Annotated in this window: 16 protein-coding genes; 14 read left to right on the top strand and 2 right to left on the bottom strand. The window is 52.7% G+C overall.

All coding sequences use genetic code 11. The features are described from left to right. The first annotated feature begins 195 nt into the window (after window positions 1-195). The 3 genes from ACN0YN_RS14740 to ACN0YN_RS14750 are packed head-to-tail and all read left to right on the top strand — an operon-like array spanning window position 196 to window position 2,320. The gene (locus tag ACN0YN_RS14740; RefSeq protein WP_417385783.1) at window positions 196-1,299 is read left to right on the top strand and encodes an NAD-dependent epimerase/dehydratase family protein; all 1,104 of its coding nucleotides are present in this window, start codon (window positions 196-198) and stop codon (window positions 1,297-1,299) included. After that, on the top strand, window positions 1,296-1,961 hold the full coding sequence (locus ACN0YN_RS14745; protein WP_417385784.1) for a vitamin K epoxide reductase family protein: 666 nt from the start codon (window positions 1,296-1,298) through the stop codon (window positions 1,959-1,961). The genes ACN0YN_RS14740 and ACN0YN_RS14745 overlap by 4 nt, the downstream gene beginning before the upstream one ends. Beyond that, window positions 1,961-2,320: an SPW repeat domain-containing protein gene (locus ACN0YN_RS14750; protein ID WP_417385785.1), complete on the top strand. Its 360-nt coding sequence runs from the start codon at window positions 1,961-1,963 to the stop codon at window positions 2,318-2,320. Before ACN0YN_RS14745 ends, ACN0YN_RS14750 begins: the two co-directional genes overlap by 1 nt. Here the strand turns inward: ACN0YN_RS14750 and ACN0YN_RS14755 are convergent. Continuing rightward, a complete protein-coding gene (locus ACN0YN_RS14755; RefSeq protein WP_417385786.1) occupies window positions 2,311-3,378 on the bottom strand; it encodes a sodium:calcium antiporter in 1,068 nt (355 codons plus the stop codon). The genes ACN0YN_RS14750 and ACN0YN_RS14755 overlap by 10 nt on opposite strands. Before the next feature lie 404 nt (window positions 3,379-3,782). Here ACN0YN_RS14755 and ACN0YN_RS14760 point away from each other — a divergent pair, with 404 nt between their 5' ends. Continuing rightward, window positions 3,783-4,118, top strand: a complete 336-nt coding sequence (locus tag ACN0YN_RS14760; protein ID WP_417385787.1) for a rhodanese-like domain-containing protein — start codon at window positions 3,783-3,785, stop codon at window positions 4,116-4,118. Between the two features lie 149 nt (window positions 4,119-4,267). After that, a complete protein-coding gene (locus ACN0YN_RS14765) occupies window positions 4,268-4,780 on the top strand; it encodes a pyridoxamine 5'-phosphate oxidase family protein (protein ID WP_417385788.1) in 513 nt (170 codons plus the stop codon). A 123-nt stretch (window positions 4,781-4,903) separates the two neighbouring features. Here the strand turns inward: ACN0YN_RS14765 and ACN0YN_RS14770 are convergent, their stop codons facing one another. Further along, window positions 4,904-5,389, bottom strand: a complete 486-nt coding sequence (locus tag ACN0YN_RS14770; RefSeq protein ID WP_417385789.1) for a hypothetical protein — start codon at window positions 5,387-5,389, stop codon at window positions 4,904-4,906. Window positions 5,390-5,675: 286 nt separating this feature from the next. Between ACN0YN_RS14770 and ACN0YN_RS14775 the strand changes: the two genes are divergently transcribed. The 9 genes from ACN0YN_RS14775 (at window position 5,676) to ACN0YN_RS14815 (ending at window position 20,459) form a co-directional block, all read left to right on the top strand. Further along, a complete protein-coding gene (locus ACN0YN_RS14775; RefSeq protein ID WP_417385790.1) occupies window positions 5,676-6,095 on the top strand; it encodes an Hsp20/alpha crystallin family protein in 420 nt (139 codons plus the stop codon). A gap of 26 nt (window positions 6,096-6,121) precedes the next feature. After that, window positions 6,122-8,596, top strand: a complete 2,475-nt coding sequence (locus tag ACN0YN_RS14780) for a Lon protease family protein (RefSeq protein WP_417385791.1) — start codon at window positions 6,122-6,124, stop codon at window positions 8,594-8,596. A gap of 394 nt (window positions 8,597-8,990) precedes the next feature. Next, window positions 8,991-9,992, top strand: a complete 1,002-nt coding sequence (locus ACN0YN_RS14785; RefSeq protein ID WP_417385792.1) for a DUF1559 domain-containing protein — start codon at window positions 8,991-8,993, stop codon at window positions 9,990-9,992. A gap of 97 nt (window positions 9,993-10,089) precedes the next feature. Beyond that, window positions 10,090-10,545 (top strand): carboxypeptidase-like regulatory domain-containing protein, encoded by a 456-nt coding sequence (locus tag ACN0YN_RS14790; RefSeq protein ID WP_417385793.1) that lies wholly within the window; start codon window positions 10,090-10,092, stop codon window positions 10,543-10,545. Window positions 10,546-10,953: 408 nt separating this feature from the next. Further along, the gene (locus tag ACN0YN_RS14795; RefSeq protein WP_417385794.1) at window positions 10,954-12,438 is read left to right on the top strand and encodes a circularly permuted type 2 ATP-grasp protein; all 1,485 of its coding nucleotides are present in this window, start codon (window positions 10,954-10,956) and stop codon (window positions 12,436-12,438) included. Then, a complete protein-coding gene (locus ACN0YN_RS14800; RefSeq protein WP_417385795.1) occupies window positions 12,438-13,442 on the top strand; it encodes an alpha-E domain-containing protein in 1,005 nt (334 codons plus the stop codon). The genes ACN0YN_RS14795 and ACN0YN_RS14800 overlap by 1 nt, the downstream gene beginning before the upstream one ends. Window positions 13,443-13,500: 58 nt before the next feature. After that, on the top strand, window positions 13,501-16,866 hold the full coding sequence (locus ACN0YN_RS14805) for a DUF2126 domain-containing protein (protein ID WP_417385796.1): 3,366 nt from the start codon (window positions 13,501-13,503) through the stop codon (window positions 16,864-16,866). 147 nt (window positions 16,867-17,013) lie between these two features. Next, window positions 17,014-19,551 carry a circularly permuted type 2 ATP-grasp protein gene (locus ACN0YN_RS14810; RefSeq protein WP_417385797.1) on the top strand — a complete coding sequence of 846 codons (2,538 nt, stop codon included), beginning with the start codon at window positions 17,014-17,016 and terminating at the stop codon, window positions 19,549-19,551. Next, complete coding sequence (locus tag ACN0YN_RS14815; RefSeq protein WP_417385798.1) at window positions 19,548-20,459, top strand: transglutaminase family protein; 912 nt, start codon at window positions 19,548-19,550, stop codon at window positions 20,457-20,459. Before ACN0YN_RS14810 ends, ACN0YN_RS14815 begins: the two co-directional genes overlap by 4 nt. Window positions 20,460-20,463 lie beyond the last annotated feature (4 nt).

The following is a 20,463-nucleotide window of genomic DNA, read 5'->3' on the forward strand; positions in this document are numbered from 1 at the left end:
TTCGCCTGAGAAACAGGCGGAAAATGTTTGAGAACGCAATTGGTGAATCCCAGACCTGTCAGCCGAGGCGACATTGAGTCGCAGGAGAGTGGTGGGGCAATCACGTTTCAGAGCAAAAATTCATGGTTGGCATTCCAGTTGCGTAATTCTGCCACTGATCTGGCTTATTTCACCTCAATGGAAAGAGAGCAGAAGATGAATCAATCAACGCATAAGAAACCAGTGATATTAATTACCGGTGCGGAAGGGCTGATCGGTTCTCGACTGGTTCACGCCTTTTCACATGATTATGAAGTCGTCGCCTTCGATCTGGAACCGTTGCCTGCAGAGCAGAATCAGGCCGACTGGATTTCCTGCGACCTGACAGACGATGCAGCTGTCTCCCGTGCACTGGAAACATTGAAACAGAGACACGGCGATCGCATTGCCAGCGTGATTCATCTGGCTGCCTACTACGATTTTTCAGGTGAACCGAGTCCCCTGTATCAGGATCTGACAGTGGAAGGGACCCGACGGTTACTGAGGGGTCTGCAGAACTTTACGGTCGAGCAGTTCGTGTTTTCCAGTTCGCTGCTGGTGCAGGCTTCTGCGGAAGAGGGTCAGCTGATTCAGGAAACTTCACCAGTCAACGCAGAATGGGATTACCCGCAATCGAAACTGGCTGCAGAAGATGTAATCCGGGATGAGTCCCGCGGAATCCCGACGGTAATCCTGCGCCTGGCAGGAGTCTATGATGAGGACTGTCATTCGATCCCGATTGCGCAACAGATTTCCCGCGTCTATGAGAAACAGCTGGAAAGTTATTTCTTCCCGGGTGATATGACCTGCGGACAGTCCTTCCTGCATCTGGATGACCTGGTATCCTGCTTCCAGGCAACCATCGAACAAAGAGCCACTCTGCCTCAACATAGTCTGTTCATCATCGGTGAAGAGGATATGATGAGCTACGAAGAGTTGCAGGAGAAACTGGGGCTCTATCTGCACGGAGACCAGTGGCCCGCGATTCGGATTCCGAAGATGGCTGCCAAAGCGGGTGCCTGGGTAAAGGATCAGATGTCGGACGAAAACGATGAGCAATTCATCAAACCCTGGATGATCGATCTGGCAGATCAGAATTATCCGGTCAGTATTCAACATGCACGTAACCTGCTGGGTTGGGAGCCACAACATCAGCTTCGCAATACACTGTCGGATATGACAGAGCGCCTGAAATCCGATCCGGAACGCTGGTACGAAATCAACGGCTTGCCCGTTCCCGAAGATCTGAATAAACAGGGTTCAACGGGGGCCCAAAAATGAGTCAGGCCACACTCAAGGGCTTCCCGGCAGAACGGGCAGACCTGGATGTCGCGGTTCCCCCTTTTCATCATAACCCTTCGGCCTGGTCGCAGAGGCTGCCGATCTGTCTGCTGGCGATGGTGGCGTTCGTCCTGGCGACCCACATGGCGTTGTTTCAATGGCATTTAATCGACGCCCCCTGGGACCCGGTCTTTGGCGATCAGACACGCCGCGTTCTGGAATCCGACGTCGCTTTGATGATGCATCGCTGGTTCGGCATACCCGATGCCGCTTTAGGTGCATTAGCTTACCTGGGTGATGCCATCTTTGGTCTGGCTGGATCGACCCGACGCTGGCAGTATCGTCCCTGGCTGGTCATCCTGTTTGGCATTGATGTGATTCCGCTGGGAATCGTCAGCGTCATTCTGGTCATCTGCCAGGGAACCATCGTAGGACAGTGGTGCTTCCTCTGCCTGATGACGGCACTGATTTCACTGATTCTGGTCGTAATGGCCTACGACGAAGTTTATGCGTCCGTCAGACTGTTGTATCTGGTCTGGAAACGAACGCATGACAGACGTTTACTCTGGTCCGTACTGTGGGGCTATCCTTCTGAAATCGCAGACGAAATCGCCAGCGAAATGGTGGTTACTGCCTTACACGCTGAGAAAGAGAGTCTCTGATGTGGTCGCGCGTTGTCGAAATCATGCTGGGTTGCTGGCTGGCGATCAGTCCGTTTGTCTTTGGACATGCTGAGTCGGAAACCATGCTCTGGGTCATGGACTGGCTGTGTGCGCTGTTGATCATAACGTTTGCGCTGCTCTCCTACTGGCAGCCTTTGCGACACATCCATCTGGCGACTCTGTTTCTGTCTGTATTGATGATCGCCTATGGTCGGTTCGCCTCTCCCGATCAGTTGGTTCCGGCGTTGCAGAATCACATTCTGACCGGCCTGTTACTGATGATGTTCGCGCTGGTTCCGAACCATGCCAGTCAACCACCCCAGTGCTGGTATCAGAAATCAATGCCCCCTCACAGTTGATAAAAATAGACTGCCATCCCGCCCAGATAAAACAGCAGAATCAGGGCGGAGTCATATCCCATGCCCAGGATCGTGCGGTCACGACGCTCCAGAATTCCCCAGAGATAAATACTGGTCAGCACAATTCCCAGCGCAGCCAGAAAACTGGAGGCAGGATCCATGGCTTCGATGATCGAACCTTCGCGATAGACGAGATCAGCCGGCAGGAATAACGCGCCTTCCAGTACATTCGTCCCCAGAATATTCGCGACTGCCATACTGTATGCACCAAACCGAATCGCAGACCAGGTGGTACTCACTTCAGGCAGACTGGTTGCGAGAGCAACCAGCGTCGCGCCGATCAGACTCTGTCCCAGGCCTGTCTGGTCTGAAAGAACTTCGCCTGCACGCGCCACCATAAATCCACAGACCAGAACCCCCAACGCCGCCAGGCAGAACCAGGAGAATAGTGTTCCCGTCGAAGTAGTTTTATATTCGGCCAGATGGACGTCTTTGATATCACGACTGGATTCGGGAGGTTCTTCCAGTTCTCCTGCCGGTTCCCAGCGCGGGTCCCCTTCATAACGATGAAACGACCAGAGCCCGAAACCATACATGGCCGCCAGGACGAGGGGCCATAAACCAACGCCCGCCACAACGATCAATTCGCCCGTCACCAGCATCATAACGATAAGACTCAGCATCAGAATCAGAAAGACGCCCTGCAGCAGTAATGCCGCTTTCGGCGAAAAGAATGTCAGCGGGCGGTTTCTCAGACAGAACACATCCATGCCGGCCAGCACCGCGATCTGTAGCGCCACCCCTCCCAGCAGATTATTCCCGGCCAGTTGAGCGGCTCCGGAAGCACAGGCGGTCAACGTCGTTGCCAGTTCCGGCAGACTGGTTGCACCGCCCAGCAGTAATGCACCGGCAAAGGCTTTGCCGATCCCGGTTCGCTCGGCAATCAGGTCAACATAGAGGCTCAGTTTTGAACCAGAGTACCACACCCCCGCCGCAAACAACGCAAAGAGTACCAGGTTGAGCCAGGTCGAATTTTGTGCCAGATCAAGCAATGACATTAATCTTGCAGTCAATCTTTTAAAACAGATTTCAGAGAAATCCGACTCGCATTATACCAGTCATGTCAACTGATTTCTTCTCCCTCAGCAATCAGGTAATCTGGATTCGAATCAGCCAGAATGACATACCGAAACGCCAGACTGTCGCACCTGGAACCCCAAAAAACAATCGTGTTTCAGATTGGTATTCCTGTCTGTGAATGTTTGTCGAAATACTCCTTCTCTCAAATCGTGGTCTGTTAACTGCATTCAGCGTGATTTGACTCACGCAACGCGGGATTATCCATTTTTAATGCACCAACTTCACAGTTTTCCAGCTGGCGCTCCCCGTGTTGGAATGCCTTTTGCATTCTTTACTTCTTGTTCCCAAATTGAAACGAAATAATTTCAGAAGGAGATGCACCATGCAGAACATTTCAACCACAGAGTTACGTGGAAAAATGCAACGCAACGAAAAAGGAATTCTGGTCAATACACTGCCACATGAAGCCTTTGAAAAGCAACATATCCCGAATTCGATTAATATCCCTCAGGAACGGGATGACTTTGTCTCTCAAGTCGAACAGGCCGCAGGCAGTAAAGAACAGACTGTCGTTGTGTATTGCGCGAATCAACATTGTAATTCATCCACGCAGGCTGCTCAGAAGCTGGAAGCAGCGGGTTTCACGCACGTATTTGACTATGAAGGGGGAGCAGAGTCATGGCGTGAAGCTGGTGAGCAGCTTGTCGCGGGTGCGTAGCTTTAATCAGTGACTGATCTCAATACAGTCTGTAAAACAGACGGGAGACAGACTTTGATTGAAGTGATCGAGCTGACCCTGGCAGACAGAGAAAACAGTTCTGTCTGCCTGAGGTCAGTTTTTTACGTGAAGAAAGATAAGGTAGAAAAATGGACCAGAAAGTGAGTGATTCAGGAGAGCGACAGAAATCGATCGAGGCACTGCGTGAGTTGATTCGCGATATCCATATCGCGATGCTCACGACCCGATCGGAGGACGGTGGCTTACGGAGCCGCCCTATGATTACAGCCCAACATGAATTTGAAGGACAGCTCTGGTTCTTTACACACGCGGACGATCCTAAAGTCAGCGAAATTGTAAAGCAAAGCGCAGTCAATCTGGCTTATGCCGATCCGGAGCGGGACCGTTATATCTCGATCACCGGCCAGGCAGAGCTGGTGCGCGACAAACAGAAAATCGAGCTACTCTGGACAGAGGAGTTGAAACAGTGGTTTCCCCAGGGATGTGCAGATCCGAGTCTGACTCTCATCTGCGTGAACGTCTCTGAAGCGGAGTATTGGGATGCCAACCGGAATCAACTCAGGGGCATCTTCCGGGAACTCTTTTTTGAAACAGAGCCGGAACTCAAACATGATCGACTGAAGTGGGCTGAGACGGCATAAGCAGTTTCAGACTTTCTTCAGGAAATCTGTAGTCTCTCGTTTTTCTGAATCAAAAACAAAACCCCGCTGGATTCTATTGATTGTGAATCCGGCGGGGTTTTGTGATTTATCACGCGCCTGTGATTATGATACTTTTCTATGGGAGCTGCTTTCGACCAGCTCAGAATCCTGTTGCTTGCGGCTCTGTTTGGAAACCACGGCCTGTTCGTGTTCCATCAGCTGCTGGAACAGTTCATGGACCCGCGGTGCCGAAGAGGCCTGTGATAAGGTCTCGTACAGATCAATCAAAGCCTGTCGAAACCGAACATTCAAATCGGTCAGTTCCTCGAGTGTCATATCCCGTCTGATCACAATCGAATCGATCTGACGGCGGATTTCTTCGTCCGGAAAATACTGCAACCAGGTATCGAGCACACCTTCCGCGACACGCTTTTCATACCCTGACAGGGCAGCCTGCCAGTGTAATTCATGCTGTCGCAGTTGACGTGATAACCATTCTACGGATTCGGCATCTGCCTCCTGCGAAACGCGATCCAAAGCCTGGCGCATCTGTTTATGAAAAGACTCTACCAGTTCTAGAATATCTTGTACTTTATGATAAGCCATCATTGATCCTCCTTTAAAATAGAGATGCCGTTTATAGCTGCAACTCATATGCCATACGACAAAATTGCAGAATGTGATGGTTAGGAGCTTTAATCTGCGATAATTCCGCCAGAAACTGATTGAATAACGTCCACACTGATCGTTGATCATTCAGCAGGAGCACGTCTATAGAGACCTCTGCCAGAAGAGAGGACCAGGCTTTTTGTAGACGCCTTCCCGGATTCCGGGTAAACTGGAGAGACCAGACGTCGTTTCCTTATTTTTACTAAATATTCCTGCAGGAGCCCCGATGTCGCAATTACCCTGGAAACCAATACGCCTGCGCAATCTCGAACAGCAGATCGATCAGGCGTTTGATGAGCTCATTCATGGACAGTGGGGAATTTCTCCCCCCAGCGGAAAATGGCAACCGGAAATTGATATTTTCGAGACGCCCGATTTTTACCTGGTGGAAGCCGATGTCCCCGGCGTTGACCCGGATGAAATCCATGTGACGGTGGATGAGCATTCGCTGACCATTTCCGGCTGGCGACAATCCGGCTGTGTAGAACATTCTGCGCAGGGAATCTGTATCGAACGTCGGCAGGGAAGTTTTGTCCGCCGCATTCCCTTCGAACAGTCTGTCGACCCCTCTCATGTCAAACGGGAAAACCAGGCCGGCATCCTGCGTCTGCAGATTCCCAAACAAAAACTCAGCCCCCCTGTCTAACTGATGAACTGACTGTTGAGCGATTTATGACCGAACAGACGGAATACCGTAAACTGACCGCGGAAGATGTGACATTAAAACTGGATCCAAAATCGTTCGGTTTTAAATCGACACAGGAACTCGAGCCTCTCACAGAAATTGTCTCACAGCCGCGCGTTGTCAGAGCGCTGGAACTGGGCACAGGCATCAGGCATCCGAATTATCATATCTATCTCTCCGGGCTGATCGGCACCGGTCGGAATGATCTTATCACGCACGCCCTTCGCGAACGGATTCTGGATGATTCCATTCCGGATGACTGGATCTACGTCAATAACTTCGAAGAACCCGACAGTCCTATCGCCATCAGTCTGCCCGCCGGCCAGGGAGTTCAGTTCCGCTCAGACATGGAATCGCTGATCGAACAGTTACAGGAACTGCTGCCGAAAGCGTTCAAAGAAGAAGACTTTGGAAAAGAAAAAGAGAAACTGCGTCAGGTCTATCGCAAGCGTGGCGAAGAAGTGTTCGACAAGCTTCAGCAACTGGCCAGCCAGCATCAATTGACCGTGCAGCAGATGCCTAATGGCGAGATCCTGTTCATTCCGCTCAAGGACAATCGTCCGATGACACAACAGGAAATCGAGCAGCTCTCGCCGGAAGAAATGCAGGAACTGGAAAGTCACCAGGACGAACTGGTGGGCATGGCGGGACGCGTTCTGCAGGAACAGAGGGAAATACAGCGCCAGCTCTCCAGTGACGTCAGAGAAGTCGCCCGCCGCTTTGCAGTTCAGATCATCGAACCACTGGTGAATGAACTCCAGCAGAAGTTCAAATTCCCCAAACTCAAAAGCTGGTTGTCGCATTTCAAAGAACATGTCATCAACCACTTGAATCTCTTCCGCGAGATTTCCGATGTACCCCCTCAGGCGGCAATGCTCGCGGGAGAATCAGCGATCGATCCTGAACAGCGTTTTCTGGATTATCGTGTCAACGTGGTGGTCGACAACAGTCATTTAAAAGAACCCCCGATCATCGTGGAAGACGCGCCCAACTATCGCAATCTGTTCGGGACCATCGAACGTGTTGTCGATCGGGCCGGTCGCGTCATTACCAATTTTTCACGCATCAAATCGGGCAGCCTGCTGAAAGCAAACGGGGGATACCTGATTCTCAACCTGATGGACGCACTGATCGAGCCTTTCGTGTGGAAAGAACTGAAACGGACCCTCAAAAATCAGTCCCTGGAAATTCAGATCCAGGATCAGTTCTCCATGTTCAGCGTGTCGGCTCTGCAGCCGGAACCGATTCCCCTTAAGGTCCGCCTGGTCGCGTTTGGGGAACCTCTGATCTATCACCTGCTCTATCTGCACGATGAAGATTTTCGCGAAATCTTCCGCGTGAAAGCAGACTTCGATGATGAGCAGGATCGCGATCAGGAGACCGCGTTGATTTATGGTCGCCTGATTCGTCAGCTTTCAGAGAAAGAAGGGTTGCTGCCCTTCAATGCGGCTGCAGTCGCAGAACTGGTTCGTGTCGGCTCACGCCTGGCCGACCATCAGAAAAAAGTCACCTCGATCTTCAGCCATATCGGGGACGTCGCCCGTGAAGCCAGCTTCTGGGCCAGCAGAGATAAAAAGAAACTCGTTCAGCCGGATTACGTCCGCCAGGCCATTCAGGAACGCATCTTTCGGTCTGACATGGTCGCCGAAAAAATAAGAGGCCTGATCGCCGACGGTACAATACTCATGCAGCTGGAAGGAACCCGGGTCAGCCAGATCAACGGGCTGGCGGTGGCCGATCTGGGAGATTACGCTTTTGGACGCCCTTCCCGACTCACTGCCAGCGTGGGTGTGGGCACAGCGGGAATCATCAACATCGAGCGGGAAAGCCGCATGAGCGGCAGTACCTACGACAAAGCCATGCTGATTCTGGAAGGACTGCTGCGCAACTTATATGCCGGCGAACAGCCTTTGACACTCACCGCCAGCATCGCCATGGAACAGAGCTATGGCGGCATTGACGGTGACAGCGCCTCCGTCGCCGAGCTGCTCTGTCTGTTGAGCGCGATTTCCGAAGTCCCTCTGCGACAGGACATCGCTGTCACGGGATCTATCAATCAATGGGGAGAAGTTCAGGCCATCGGCGGTGTGAATGAAAAAGTGGAAGGCTTCTTCGACGTCTGCCATGCTTTCGGCTTAACAGGTACACAAGGTGTCTGCATTCCCGCTTCCAATGTTCAGAACCTTGTCCTGCGCGATGATGTCGTACAGGCGATCCAGCAGGGCAAGTTTCATGTCTGGTCTGTGACCAGTCTCAACCAGGCAATTGAACTGTTTACCGGAATGCCTGCGGGCGATGCTTCCGAGAAAAACAGTTTTCATGGACTGGTCCTGGATCGGCTCACCGAAATCGCAGAACTCCTGCTGGAACAGAGAATGACTGATACAGGTCGCCTGCTCTGGATTCCTGGCACTCCGCTCGATTTCCCCTCAGACCCACGACCTCCCTTGCCAGGACAATGATTGCTCCCGACAGCGTGCCTCGGGAAACCGACATCCAGGTCCCCGTTTCCGTGCCCTCCATTCCCCCAAAACATGCAGGTATTGTTTATTTCCTGTGCAGATCAACGCACAGCTCCTGACGATCCCTCTTCACCGGTTCATTTGCATCGTCTTTTGAGACATTTATTTCTACGAACTCATAAGCCGTGATTTATAAATGGCTTACAGCTTCCATAATCGCGCAGGGTGAGCAAAGGCTCGTAGCAGTTTCAGCTGTTATTCCACCTGAAACTCAACAAGAACCTTTATTTTAACTTTATTTCCTAATAATCATTAACTATGGCACTCGAATTGCATAATAGATTCGGCATGTTTGAAATTCCCTCCTTACTTTTATCCTCACAGGAATCCTACCATGTTGAATCACAAATCTCGAAAACGCGGCTTTACGCTGATTGAATTGCTGGTGGTCATTGCCATCATCGCCATTCTCATCGCCTTGTTACTGCCTGCTGTGCAACAGGCACGCGAAGCGGCCCGCCGTTCCACCTGCAAAAACAATATGAAGCAGCTGGGTCTGGCCATGCACAACTATAATGAAACCTATACTTCGTTACCGATCGGCACACAAACGGGATCTTATCCCAACTGGCGTGTCGCCATTCTGCCTTATATTGATCAGGCCAACGTCTACGCACAGTTGACCAGAGCCAATGGCTACTGGGCCCATTCAGGATTCCCCGGAAACACAATCCTGTATTCTGTGAGATTGCCCGTTTACAAATGTCCTTCCAATCCCGGCGGAATGACGAATATCACCGACTTCAGCCTGTCGAAAAGTAATTCCGATTCCAGCCTGCAGAGTATGATTATTGACTACGTGGGAATTTCCGGTGCCACTCCCGATCCGGCAGGACGCAGCAATGTCTGTACGGGCGATGTACTGGCAAGCAGTTCCAGCAACTGTAACACCGGCATGCTGATCCCTTATGTCAGCAGACGTTTTCGTGACTGTACTGACGGGACTTCGAACACCATCATTCTCGCGGAACAGTCCGGTCTGGTAAACGGAACGCAACGCAGTGCGAATGCACTGGGAGCCTGGCACGGCTGGGCGAATGCCAGCCTGTCTACTTGGAATGCTGGCACTACTCTGCCTATGGCTTCCGGAGGTTACTACTACGCAGCAGGGTCAACCACAGTCCGTTATCCCCCCAATGCCTACTGGAAATCAGGTGCACCAACTCCAGGTGCGAGTGCTTATTCTGCCAATTCCATTCTCAACTCTCATCACGTCGGCGGCATCCATGCCGTTCTGACTGACGGTGCTGTGCGATTTATTTCCGAGAACATCGACATGGAAACCCTCAGACAGCTCTGCGTCCGTGACGACGGAAAAGTGGTAGGCGAGTACTAATCCATCCTCCCCGTTTTCCCTGGCAGATGTTGCCCGTATGCCATCTGTCAGGGAAAATTTTTCTCATCATCAATTACTTATTATTCGACCTGAAGATATGAAAATTACGATCCCCCAGACTGCCTCTCGTTCTCTTTTACAAACGCTGGTCATCAGCGGATGTGCCCTGCTCTTTCTGCTGGAACTGTCCGGCTGCAGCCGTGTTCCTGGTGCTGAAAAACAACGCGGCTCGGTGACGATCCAGATTACCAATGGAACCGAACCAGTCACAGAAGGCCAGGTCGATCTGGTCAATGAACAGACTGGTGAAGGAGGAGGCGGCGCATTAAACAGCGACGGTACTGCGAGCCTGGAACTGGTTGCCCTCGGCTCTTACACCGTGACCGTGAATCCGCCTCCACAGGAACCTCTCGTTCCCGGGCAGGCTCCACCTGAAGTGAAAAGTTACGAAAACATTCCCCCCCGGGTCCGTCAGATTAAGACCAGTCCTTTTAAGCTGGAAGTCAAATCGGGAGCCAATGAGTTCGCCTTTGATCTCAAACAGGCTGAGTAATCTGTTCGATCCCTGAATTCGGAGAATGCCTATCGCTTTAACCTCACTTGATCCTGATTCCTGAGACTTGATCTATACGAATTGCGCGCCGCTATGTTATGCTGAAGCAAAGCAATTTTCGCGAGATCTCCTTCTCCGGTTGCTGCACAGTTCCAGAAGTATGCTATACGTAATTTAGCTTTCCGTCTTAATTCAAGGCCATGCTTAATTATAAGGCAAAAACCTGAAGAATCTGCTGGCTTTGTGCGCGAACCTGATACGCGAGAATTGCGAAGTGCAGTCATTTTAACATAGATTCAAGTTATCAACGATTACTTGCTTAATACGGCACGCAATCTGCTTAATTTGTATTTCATACATCAGATTTACAGCAATTCCGTCTTAAAAGGCTCGTTGAGGAATCGTAAGATGAGGTTAGCTCCCTACCAGTACAGTGAAATTTTCGATGAGATGTTTGCCCCTGATGGCTCTCCCCGCGCCAGTGGTAAACGGTTTGTAGAGCGTCTGCAGACCCTCAGCGAAGGCAGTCTGCAGCAACGTCAGAAAGCAGCAGAAATCTCACTGCAGAATATGGGGATTACATTCAACGTCTACGGACACGAGGCCGGCACCGAGAAAGTCTGGCCCTTCGATCTGCTCCCCCGCATCATCGATGCCCACGAGTGGAAGACCATCGAAAGCGGTTTGAAGCAGCGCATCCACGCCTTGAACCTGTTTATCGACGACATTTACAACGACTGCAAAATCATTAAGGACGGAGCCGTTCCTGAAGAACTGGTTCACAGTTCGAAGACGCTCCGAAATCAATGTAAAGGCTTTCACCCTCCCCAGGGAGTCTGGTGTCACATTACAGGGGTCGACCTGATCCGCGATCGGGACGGTCAGATCTACGTCCTTGAAGACAACCTGCGGTGCCCCTCCGGTGTTTCCTACGTTCTGGAAAACCGGGAACTGATGAAACGCACCTTTGCCCCGGTCTTTCAGGGCATGTCAGTCGCGCCGATTGAAGACTATAACGAACAGTTACTCAAAACCCTGCTCGACTGTGCCCCGGAGGGTGTGAATGATCCCACCGCAGTCGTGCTCACTCCCGGCATCTATAACTCTGCCTACTTCGAACATACTTTCCTCGCTCAGCAGATGGGTGTTGAACTGGTGCAGGGCCCCGATCTCGTGGTGGAAAACGGATACGTTTTCATGAAAACCACCAAGGGACTGCGTCGGGTCGATGTGATCTATCGCCGTATCGATGATGATTTTCTGGACCCCAAAAACTTCCGCCCCGATTCCGCGTTAGGCGTCGATCATCTAATGGATGTCTGCCGGGCCGGTCGCGTCACATTGGCCAATGCCCCCGGCACTGGAGTCGCTGACGACAAAGCCGTTTATGCTTATGTGCCGGATATCATCAAATACTACCTGGGCGAAGAAGCGATCCTTCCCAACGTGCCCACATATTTATGCTCCGATCCAAAGCAACGGGAGCATGTCCTGTCCAATCTCGATAAACTCGTCGTGAAACCGACCAATGAATCCGGCGGTTATGGAATTCTCATGGGACCGCAAGCGTCTCAGGAAGAGCGAGAAAAGACGGCTGCCGCCATTCGCAGTAATCCGCGTGAATGGATTGCCCAACCCATGCTGAAACTGTCGACGGTTCCCACTCTGATAGGTGATGAACTGGAACCCCGGCACGTTGACCTGCGACCATTTGTTCTTTGTGGTAAAGAAATCTATGTGATGCCCGGCGGTTTAACGCGTGTTGCCCTGCGGAAAGGATCGATGGTGGTCAACTCGTCACAAGGAGGTGGCAGTAAAGATACCTGGATTCTGCGTAATGGTCATTCTCACCCGGAGATGAATCATGAGTCAGCAGCTTTGGAGAGTTTTTGATGCTCAGTCGTGTTGCGAGTTCTGTCTACTGGTTAAGTCGTTATGTTGAGCGTGCTGAAAATGTGGCGCGGTTTATCGACGTGAATTATAATCTGACGCTGGGAGAATCCGATTCACTCGGCGATCAGTGGGCGCCTCTGGTGTATACTACCGGAGATCAGATCCCCTACGAGGAACGCTACGGCGCACCGAACCGGGAAAGTGTGCTGAAGTTCCTGTTATTCGATGAGGAAAACCCCAATTCCATTCTCTCGTGTGTCTCTTATGCACGGGAAAATGCCAGAACAATCCGGGAAATCATTCCGACTGTCGTCTGGGAACAGTTAAATCAGTTTTATTTCATGGTACGTTCCGCGGCAGGCAGTCCCGCCACTCTGGATCAGCCTCAGGAGTTCTGCGAACGCGTGCGACTGGCCAGCCACATGCTGGTCGGTGCGACGGAAGCCACCATGTCCCATGGAGAAGCCTGGCATTTTTCACGAGTCGGCAGATTAATTGAACGTGGCGACAAAACATCACGTATAGTTGACGTACAATATTACATTTTACTGCCCGATGCCCGCGATGTGGGCTCGGCACTGGATGTGGTCCGCTGGTCGGCCCTGTTAAGATCGGCCAGTGCGCTGGCCATGTACCGCAGGCAGTACGGCAAAATCACACCCGATCGTGTCGCTGACTTTTTGATACTTGATACTTATTTTCCCCGTGCCATGCACTTCTGCCTGAGAAAAGCTCAGGAGTCGCTGCGCTGTATCACGGGAAGCACCGCCGGAACCTTCAATAACCTGGCGGAACAGCGGATGGGCCTGTTGTGTTCCACGATGGATTACACCAGTGTCGAGGATATTATTCAGCAGGGATTGCACCAGTACATTGACGGCTTTCAAAAACAGTTGAACCTGGTCGGCGAAGCGATTCATGAAGACTTCTTCATATCGCAACAGTCTGGAAGTCAAAGCCAGACTCAAACTGCCAGTAAAAACAGCCAGTCACAAACCAGTTAAGCACTCACACTATTATATTCCTGCACTTTTATCCTTATTCTACGATTGATTGAACATCATGATCCGTGTCGCATTGAACCATAAGTCGATCTACCACTACGATCGTTACGTCGAGCTGGCTCCACAACTGGTTCGTCTCCGCCCTGCTCCTCACTGCCGGACACCGATCCGCAGTTACTCGCTGCGAGTCACTCCCGTCCAGCATTTTGTAAACTGGCTGCAGGATCCGCACAGTAACCATCTGGCGCGGCTCGTCTTCCCGGAAAAGACCAATATGCTGCAGGTCGAAGTCGATCTCGTCGCCGAGATGACGGTCATCAACCCGTTTGACTTCTTCCTGGAACCACAGGCAACCAATTACCCCTTCGAATATGATGCAAACCTGAAAAAAGACCTGCAGCCGTTTCTGGATACCATTGAACCAGGACCGGAATTCGCCGAGCTGATCGATTCGATTGACCGTTCTGAAATCAAGACCATTGATTTTCTGGTGGGCCTGAATCAGCGACTGCAGAGCATGATCCGCTATGTCATTCGCATGGAGCACGGGGTACAGACTCCCGAAGAAACTCTGCAGCTGGGGAGCGGCTCCTGTCGCGACAGTGCCTGGCTGCTGGTTCAACTGTTCCGGCACCTGGGTCTGGCAGCCCGTTTTGTCTCCGGTTACCTGATTCAGCTGAAACCCGATATCGAATCGCTGGACGGCCCTTCCGGTGCCGCCGAAGATTTCACCGACCTGCACGCCTGGACCGAAGTCTTTCTACCCGGTGCAGGCTGGATTGGACTGGACCCGACTTCCGGTTTATTCGCAGGCGAAGGACACATCCCCCTGGCTTGTACTCCGGAACCGCTCAATGCAGCTCCGATTTCGGGTACCGTCGAAAAATGTGAAGTCAAGTTCCACCATGAAATGTCAATCGTACGGGTCCATGAAGATCCCCGCATTACGAAACCCTATACCGATGAAGTCTGGGAACGGATCGACAGTATCGGTCACCAGGTCGATAAAGCTTTAGAAGCAGGAGACGTCCGCCTGACCATGGGGGGCGAACCAACGTTCGTCTCCATCGACGACATGGACGGCGACGAATGGAAAACAGCAGCGGTCGGCCCCACGAAACGGGGACTGGCAGGAAACCTGATCGAACTGCTGCGGCAGCGTTTTGCCCCGCAGGGGATGATTCATTACGGGCAAGGCAAATGGTATCCCGGCGAATCTTTACCGCGCTGGGCACTGACCTGCATGTGGCGCACCGACGGCCAACCCATCTGGAACGACCCCATGCTGCTGGCAGCACCCGGGGAAAATTATGACCACGATGTGGAACATGCGCAGCTGTTTGCCAAAACTCTGGCAAATCGACTGGGTCTCGAGTCCGAACATGTCGCCACTGCCTACGAAGATGCCATGTACTACATGTGGAAGGAACGCCGCCTGGCAGTCAATGCGGATGTGATGAACTCCGACCTGGTCGATGAAGAAGAACGAATTCGACTGGCCCGCGTCTTTGAACGTGGATTGGGCTCACCGGTCGGCTGCATGCTGCCGTTGATGCATCAATGGTGGAATGCCAAACCCCGCTGGATGAGCGGCGTCTGGCCTGTCCGTTCAGAACAGCTGTTTCTGATTCCCGGCGATTCCCCCATGGGCCTGCGTTTGCCTCTGGATTCACTACCGGCCCCCAAGCCGGGCGAATACGCGCCCACACCGGTTGTGCCCTTCGAAGCGACCAGCGATCTCCCCGAATACGATCAACTGCGACAGCAGTCGGTACATCATCAGGCCGCGCAGCATGTCACCGGTAACGTACAGCATCAGGTGCTGCAGCGCGTCGGTGCCGGGGGTGGCTTTGATGCCATCGACCTGGAACAGGAACCCGAAGCTGAAGCACCGCCACTGGAACCATCGGTCATTCGTACCGCCATGTGTTTTGAACCGCGTGATGGCGTTCTGCATGTCTTTATGCCGCCCGTGGATCATCTGGAAAGCTACCTGGAACTGCTGGCTGAAATTGAACAGACCGCGTCAGAACTGGAAATGCCCGTCATCGTGGAAGGTTACCTGCCTCCGAATGATTATCGGCTGCAGCATATCAAAGCCACTCCCGACCCCGGTGTGATCGAAGTCAATGTCCACCCTGCCAAAAACTGGCAGGAACTGGTTGATATCACATCCGGAGTCTACGAAGACGCACGCCATTCTCGACTGGGAACCGAACAGTTTGACCTGGATGGAACCCACACCGGAACAGGCGGAGGCAACCACTTTGTGATGGGCTCCTACACCCCGCACGACAGCCCGTTCTTACGTCGCCCGGACCTCTTAAGAAGTCTGGTCGCCTACTGGCATAATCATCCCTCGCTGTCCTACTTCTTCTCCGGCCGCTTTATTGGACCAACCAGTCAGGCGCCCCGTGTGGACGAAGGACGGCGGGATGCGACATACGAACTCCAGATCGCCTTCGAGCAGATTCCGGAAAAAGGAAACTGTCCTCCGTGGCTGGTCGACCGTGTCTTTCGACATCTGCTGGTGGACCTGACTGGAAATACGCACCGCGCGGAGTTCTGTATCGATAAGCTCTATTCCCCCGACAGTTCTACCGGCCGCCTGGGTCTCGTGGAATTTCGCGGATTTGAAATGCCGCCACACTGGCAGATGAGCCTGACTCAGCAACTGCTGCTGCGGGCACTCGTCGCCCGTTTCTGGAACAAACCCTACAAAGTCGATCTGGTGGACTGGAATACGTCCATTCACGATCGCTGGCTGCTTCCGCATTTCATTCAACAGGACTTTGAAGACATTATCTCCGAATTGAATGAAGAAGGTTTCGATCTGGACGCCAGCTGGTTCGGTCCGCATTACGAATTCCGTTTTCCTCATATTGGAGAAATGCAGTACCGGGGTATTCATGTGGAACTGAGAACGGCGATCGAGCCGTGGTATGTTCTGGGTGAAGAACCTGCCGGTGGTGCGACCGCCCGCTTTGTCGATTCTTCCGTACAGCGTCTGCAGGTGAAAGTCCAGGGAATGTCCAACGGACGCCACATCCTGCTCTGCAATGGACGGAAAATTCCGCTGCATGCCACTGGTACGGAAGGGGAATTTGTAGCCGGCGTCAGATACCGGGCCTGGCAGCCACCCAGCTGCCTGCATCCGACGATTCCCGTGGATGAACCACTGGTCTTTGATCTGGTAGACACCTGGGCGAATCGTTCCATCGGTGGCTGTACATACCATGTCGGTCATCCTGGCGGAAATAATCCGGGAACTTTTCCAGTCAACGCGTACGAGGCGGAAAGCCGCCGCGCAGCTCGATTTTTCAAGATGGGACACACAGGAGGAGCCAGCTCAATACCTGAAGATGAAAAAAATGCCATGTTTCCGATGACACTTGACCTTCGCCGAAACCGGGGCATTGTGTAAGATTACTCCAACTGAGTAATGGGTTTAGGGAGGAACCGGTTCCTGCTCTGTTGAGGATTTACCGCTCGCCTGACGTCTGCATCCCTGCCGGGATGCAGCCACGCCCACAATTGATTCATCGCATCGCCTTTAGGAATACTGCTAATCGTGTCCACACCGCCGCTCTCTGTGAACAACATTTTCCAGGGTTACACGCCTCCCGGAGGAGTGTACGACGAGTTCCTGCTGGACTCGGGGCAACCGCGCCTGCATGCGAAGCAGTTCCTGGACGCGGTTGTGAACATCGGACGTGAGGAATTTGAACACCGCTGGCAACAGGCACAACGTACCGTGCAGGCCAATGATTTCGCCTACAGTGGTGTCGTGACCCCCAAAGACCAGCCCCGTCCCTGGGAGCTGGATGCGATCCCTTTTCTGATTTCCTCCGCCGAATGGAAAACGATTTCCCAGGCGTTGAAACAACGAGCGCATCTGCTCAACCTGATTTTGAAAGACCTGTACGGCAAACAGACACTGCTGAAACAGGGAGATCTGCCGGCCGAACTGGTGTACTCCCACCCGGGTTTTCTGCGTGCCTACCATCGGGATCAACTCCGCAACGACTGCTTTCTGCATTTTTATGCGGCTGACCTGGCCCGCTCTCCCAACGGGAAGTGGTGGGTGCTGGCAGACCGTACCGAAGCCGCTTCTGGAATCGGTTTTGCACTGGAGAACCGGATTCTGACGTCGCGCATGTTTCCGGAACTGTTTCAACAATCCAATGTCGAACGGCTGGCTCCGTTCTTTATCGCAGCCCAGGAAACACTGCGAAAGCTCGCGCCGCAAAGTCTGGAAAACCCCCGGGTGGTCCTGCTCAGTCATGGACCGACCAGCCCGAATTATTTTGAAGACGCTTACCTGGCTCGTTACATGGGGTACACCCTGGTCGAAGGGGGAGACCTCGCCGTCCGGAAAAACCAGGTGATGCTGAAAACGCTCGGAGGCCTGATTCCCGTCGATGTCATTTTCCGTCGCCAGAACAGCCGCGACTGCGATTCTCTGGAACTGAATTCTGCTTCCAAACTCGGAGTCTCTGGGCTCACGCAATCCGCCCGTTCCGGTCAGGTAGGCATCGCGAATGCCCTGGGCAGCGGTCTGCTTGAATCCGTCGCCTTCATGGCGTTTATGCCTCGCTTGTGTAAATCGCTCCTCGGTACAGAACTGCTCATGCCTGGCGTCGCATCCTGGTGGTGCGGTGCGCCGGACCAGTTGAACTACGTGCTGAAGAATCTGGAAAAACTGACCATCTATCCTGCGTTTCGAATTCGCGGTAAAGACAACCCCTCAGTCGAGTCAATCAACCAGATGACTCCTAAAAAGCTGACAGAACTGATCAAGTCGAATCCTTCCGGCTTTGCGGCCCAGGAAAAAGTCATTCGCTCCAGTGTTCCGATCTGGCGTGGACAGATTCAGCCCGCACATCTTTCGCTGCGTGCCTACGCTGTCAACAGTGGTGACTCTTACATGGTGATGCAGGGAGCCCTCGCTCGCACTTCGCCCAACCTGGACCCACTCGAAGTTTCGATTCGCAAAGGGGAAGGGAGTAAAGATGCCTGGATTCTGTCAGACCAGCCCGTCGAACACATCACACTGCTCAACGAACAGGGCCGAACCATTTTACTCAAACGAAGTGGTTCCGAATTACCCAGTCGCGCGGCAGATAATATTTTCTGGCTGGGGCGACAACTGGAACGGGCTGAAGCGCTGGCACGATTACTACGTAGTGCCGTCAATCGACTCGGTGGGGAAACGCGTTCGACCAGTGATCTGGAAGTTCCTGTACTCCTGCGCTGTCTGGCTGATCAGGGACAGATTGAACCGGGTTACGCCATCGAGAAAATGCGGAACCAGCTGCCTCCCATCGAACATGTCCTGCCGACGGCCGTCTTCGATAAAACACAGGCGACCTCACTGCGTTCCATCGTCGATGAACTGTTTCGTCTGGGTTCCATTGTCCGCGACCGGATCTCGCTGGATACCTGGCGTATCATCCGCCGTATCGATAAAGGTTTCCAGCCGCCTCGCTATGGAACAACCAACCTGTCTGACGTGCTGACGATCACCGACGACCTGATCACCGAACTGGCTGCCTTCAGCGGTATTGTGATGGAAAGCATGACACGTACCCAGGCGTTTCGCTTCCTCGAACTGGGACGGCGTGTGGAACGATCACTGCAGATCATCAGCCTGGTCAAAAATTCGTTTGTGCCGATGCCCGAAGTTCCCAGTCCGATCTTCGAAACCGTACTGGAAGTCGCCGACAGCCTGATGACTTACCGGTCCCGTTATCTGTCAAATTTGCAGCTGGCAGCGGTACTCGACCTGGTTTTGACAGACGAATCAAACCCGCGATCCCTGGTATTTCAGTTCATGCAACTGGCCAAACATGTAGAACGACTGCCGCGCAATCGCGAGTTACCCGGATACACGTCCGAGCAGCGGCTCGTCATGACTCTGCTGCATTCGGTTCGCATGCTGGATATACAGGAAACCGCTGATACACACTGCCTGGGAGATTATGAACCACTGGAAAAACTGATTGAAACCTGGGACTATCAGCTGCCGAAACTGTCTGAAGCAATCTCACATCGGTACCTTGTACACGCTGTTCCCTCTCACCAACTCTCAGACATCAGTCCGCAATGAAATACAAAATCACACACTCAACGAAGTACGCTTATTCCCAGGCGGTACCGGTCTGCCACAATCTGGTGCATCTCGCGCCGCGCGCGTTACCGAATCAGATGTGCAACGAATTTCAATTGCTGATTCACCCGGAACCGTTCAGCATCACGCATCGCAAAGACTACTTCGGCAACGATGTGTCTTATTTCTCCATCGACCAGGCTCATCTGGGATTGAGCGTCACCGCCACCAGTCAGGTTTCCGTAATGGCAATTCCCCAGATCGCTGCTGCAGAAACTCCTCCCTGGGAAACCATCGTACAAAAGCTGAAACAGGAACATTCTACGGGCATACTGGATGCCTATCAGTTCGTCTTCGATTCTCCCGGAGTAAAGCTGTTTCCCGAATTGATTGATTTCGCCAAAGTCTCTTTTCAGGATAACCGCCCGATCCTGGAAGCAACCCTGGATCTGACCACCCGTATCAATAAAACGTTTAAATATGATCCCCGGGCGACGAATGTGAATACGGAAATCCGTGAAGTCTTTGAACAACAGCATGGCGTCTGCCAGGACTTCGCTCATTTCCAGATCGGCTGCCTGCGTTCTCTGGGGCTGGCCGCCCGCTATGTCAGCGGATACCTGCGAACCAATCCTCCCCCCGGCAAACCACGACTGGTCGGCGCGGATGCTTCACATGCCTGGCTCTCGGTCTATTGTGGAGAAAAAGCAGGCTGGATCGACGTTGATCCTACCAACAACGTTCAAACTTCGGTCGATCATATTACGGTCGCGTGGGGAAGGGACTATTACGATGTCTGCCCGATCCAGGGAACGATTGTCGGCGGTGGTGAGCATCGCATGACAGTCTCGGTGGATGTCGCGCCGGAAGAGCCGCAACCCGCTTCATCGGCAGCCGGTGGCAGTTAAATCT

This window comes from Gimesia sp. (assembly GCF_048260065.1).
Lineage (GTDB): Bacteria > Planctomycetota > Planctomycetia > Planctomycetales > Planctomycetaceae > Gimesia.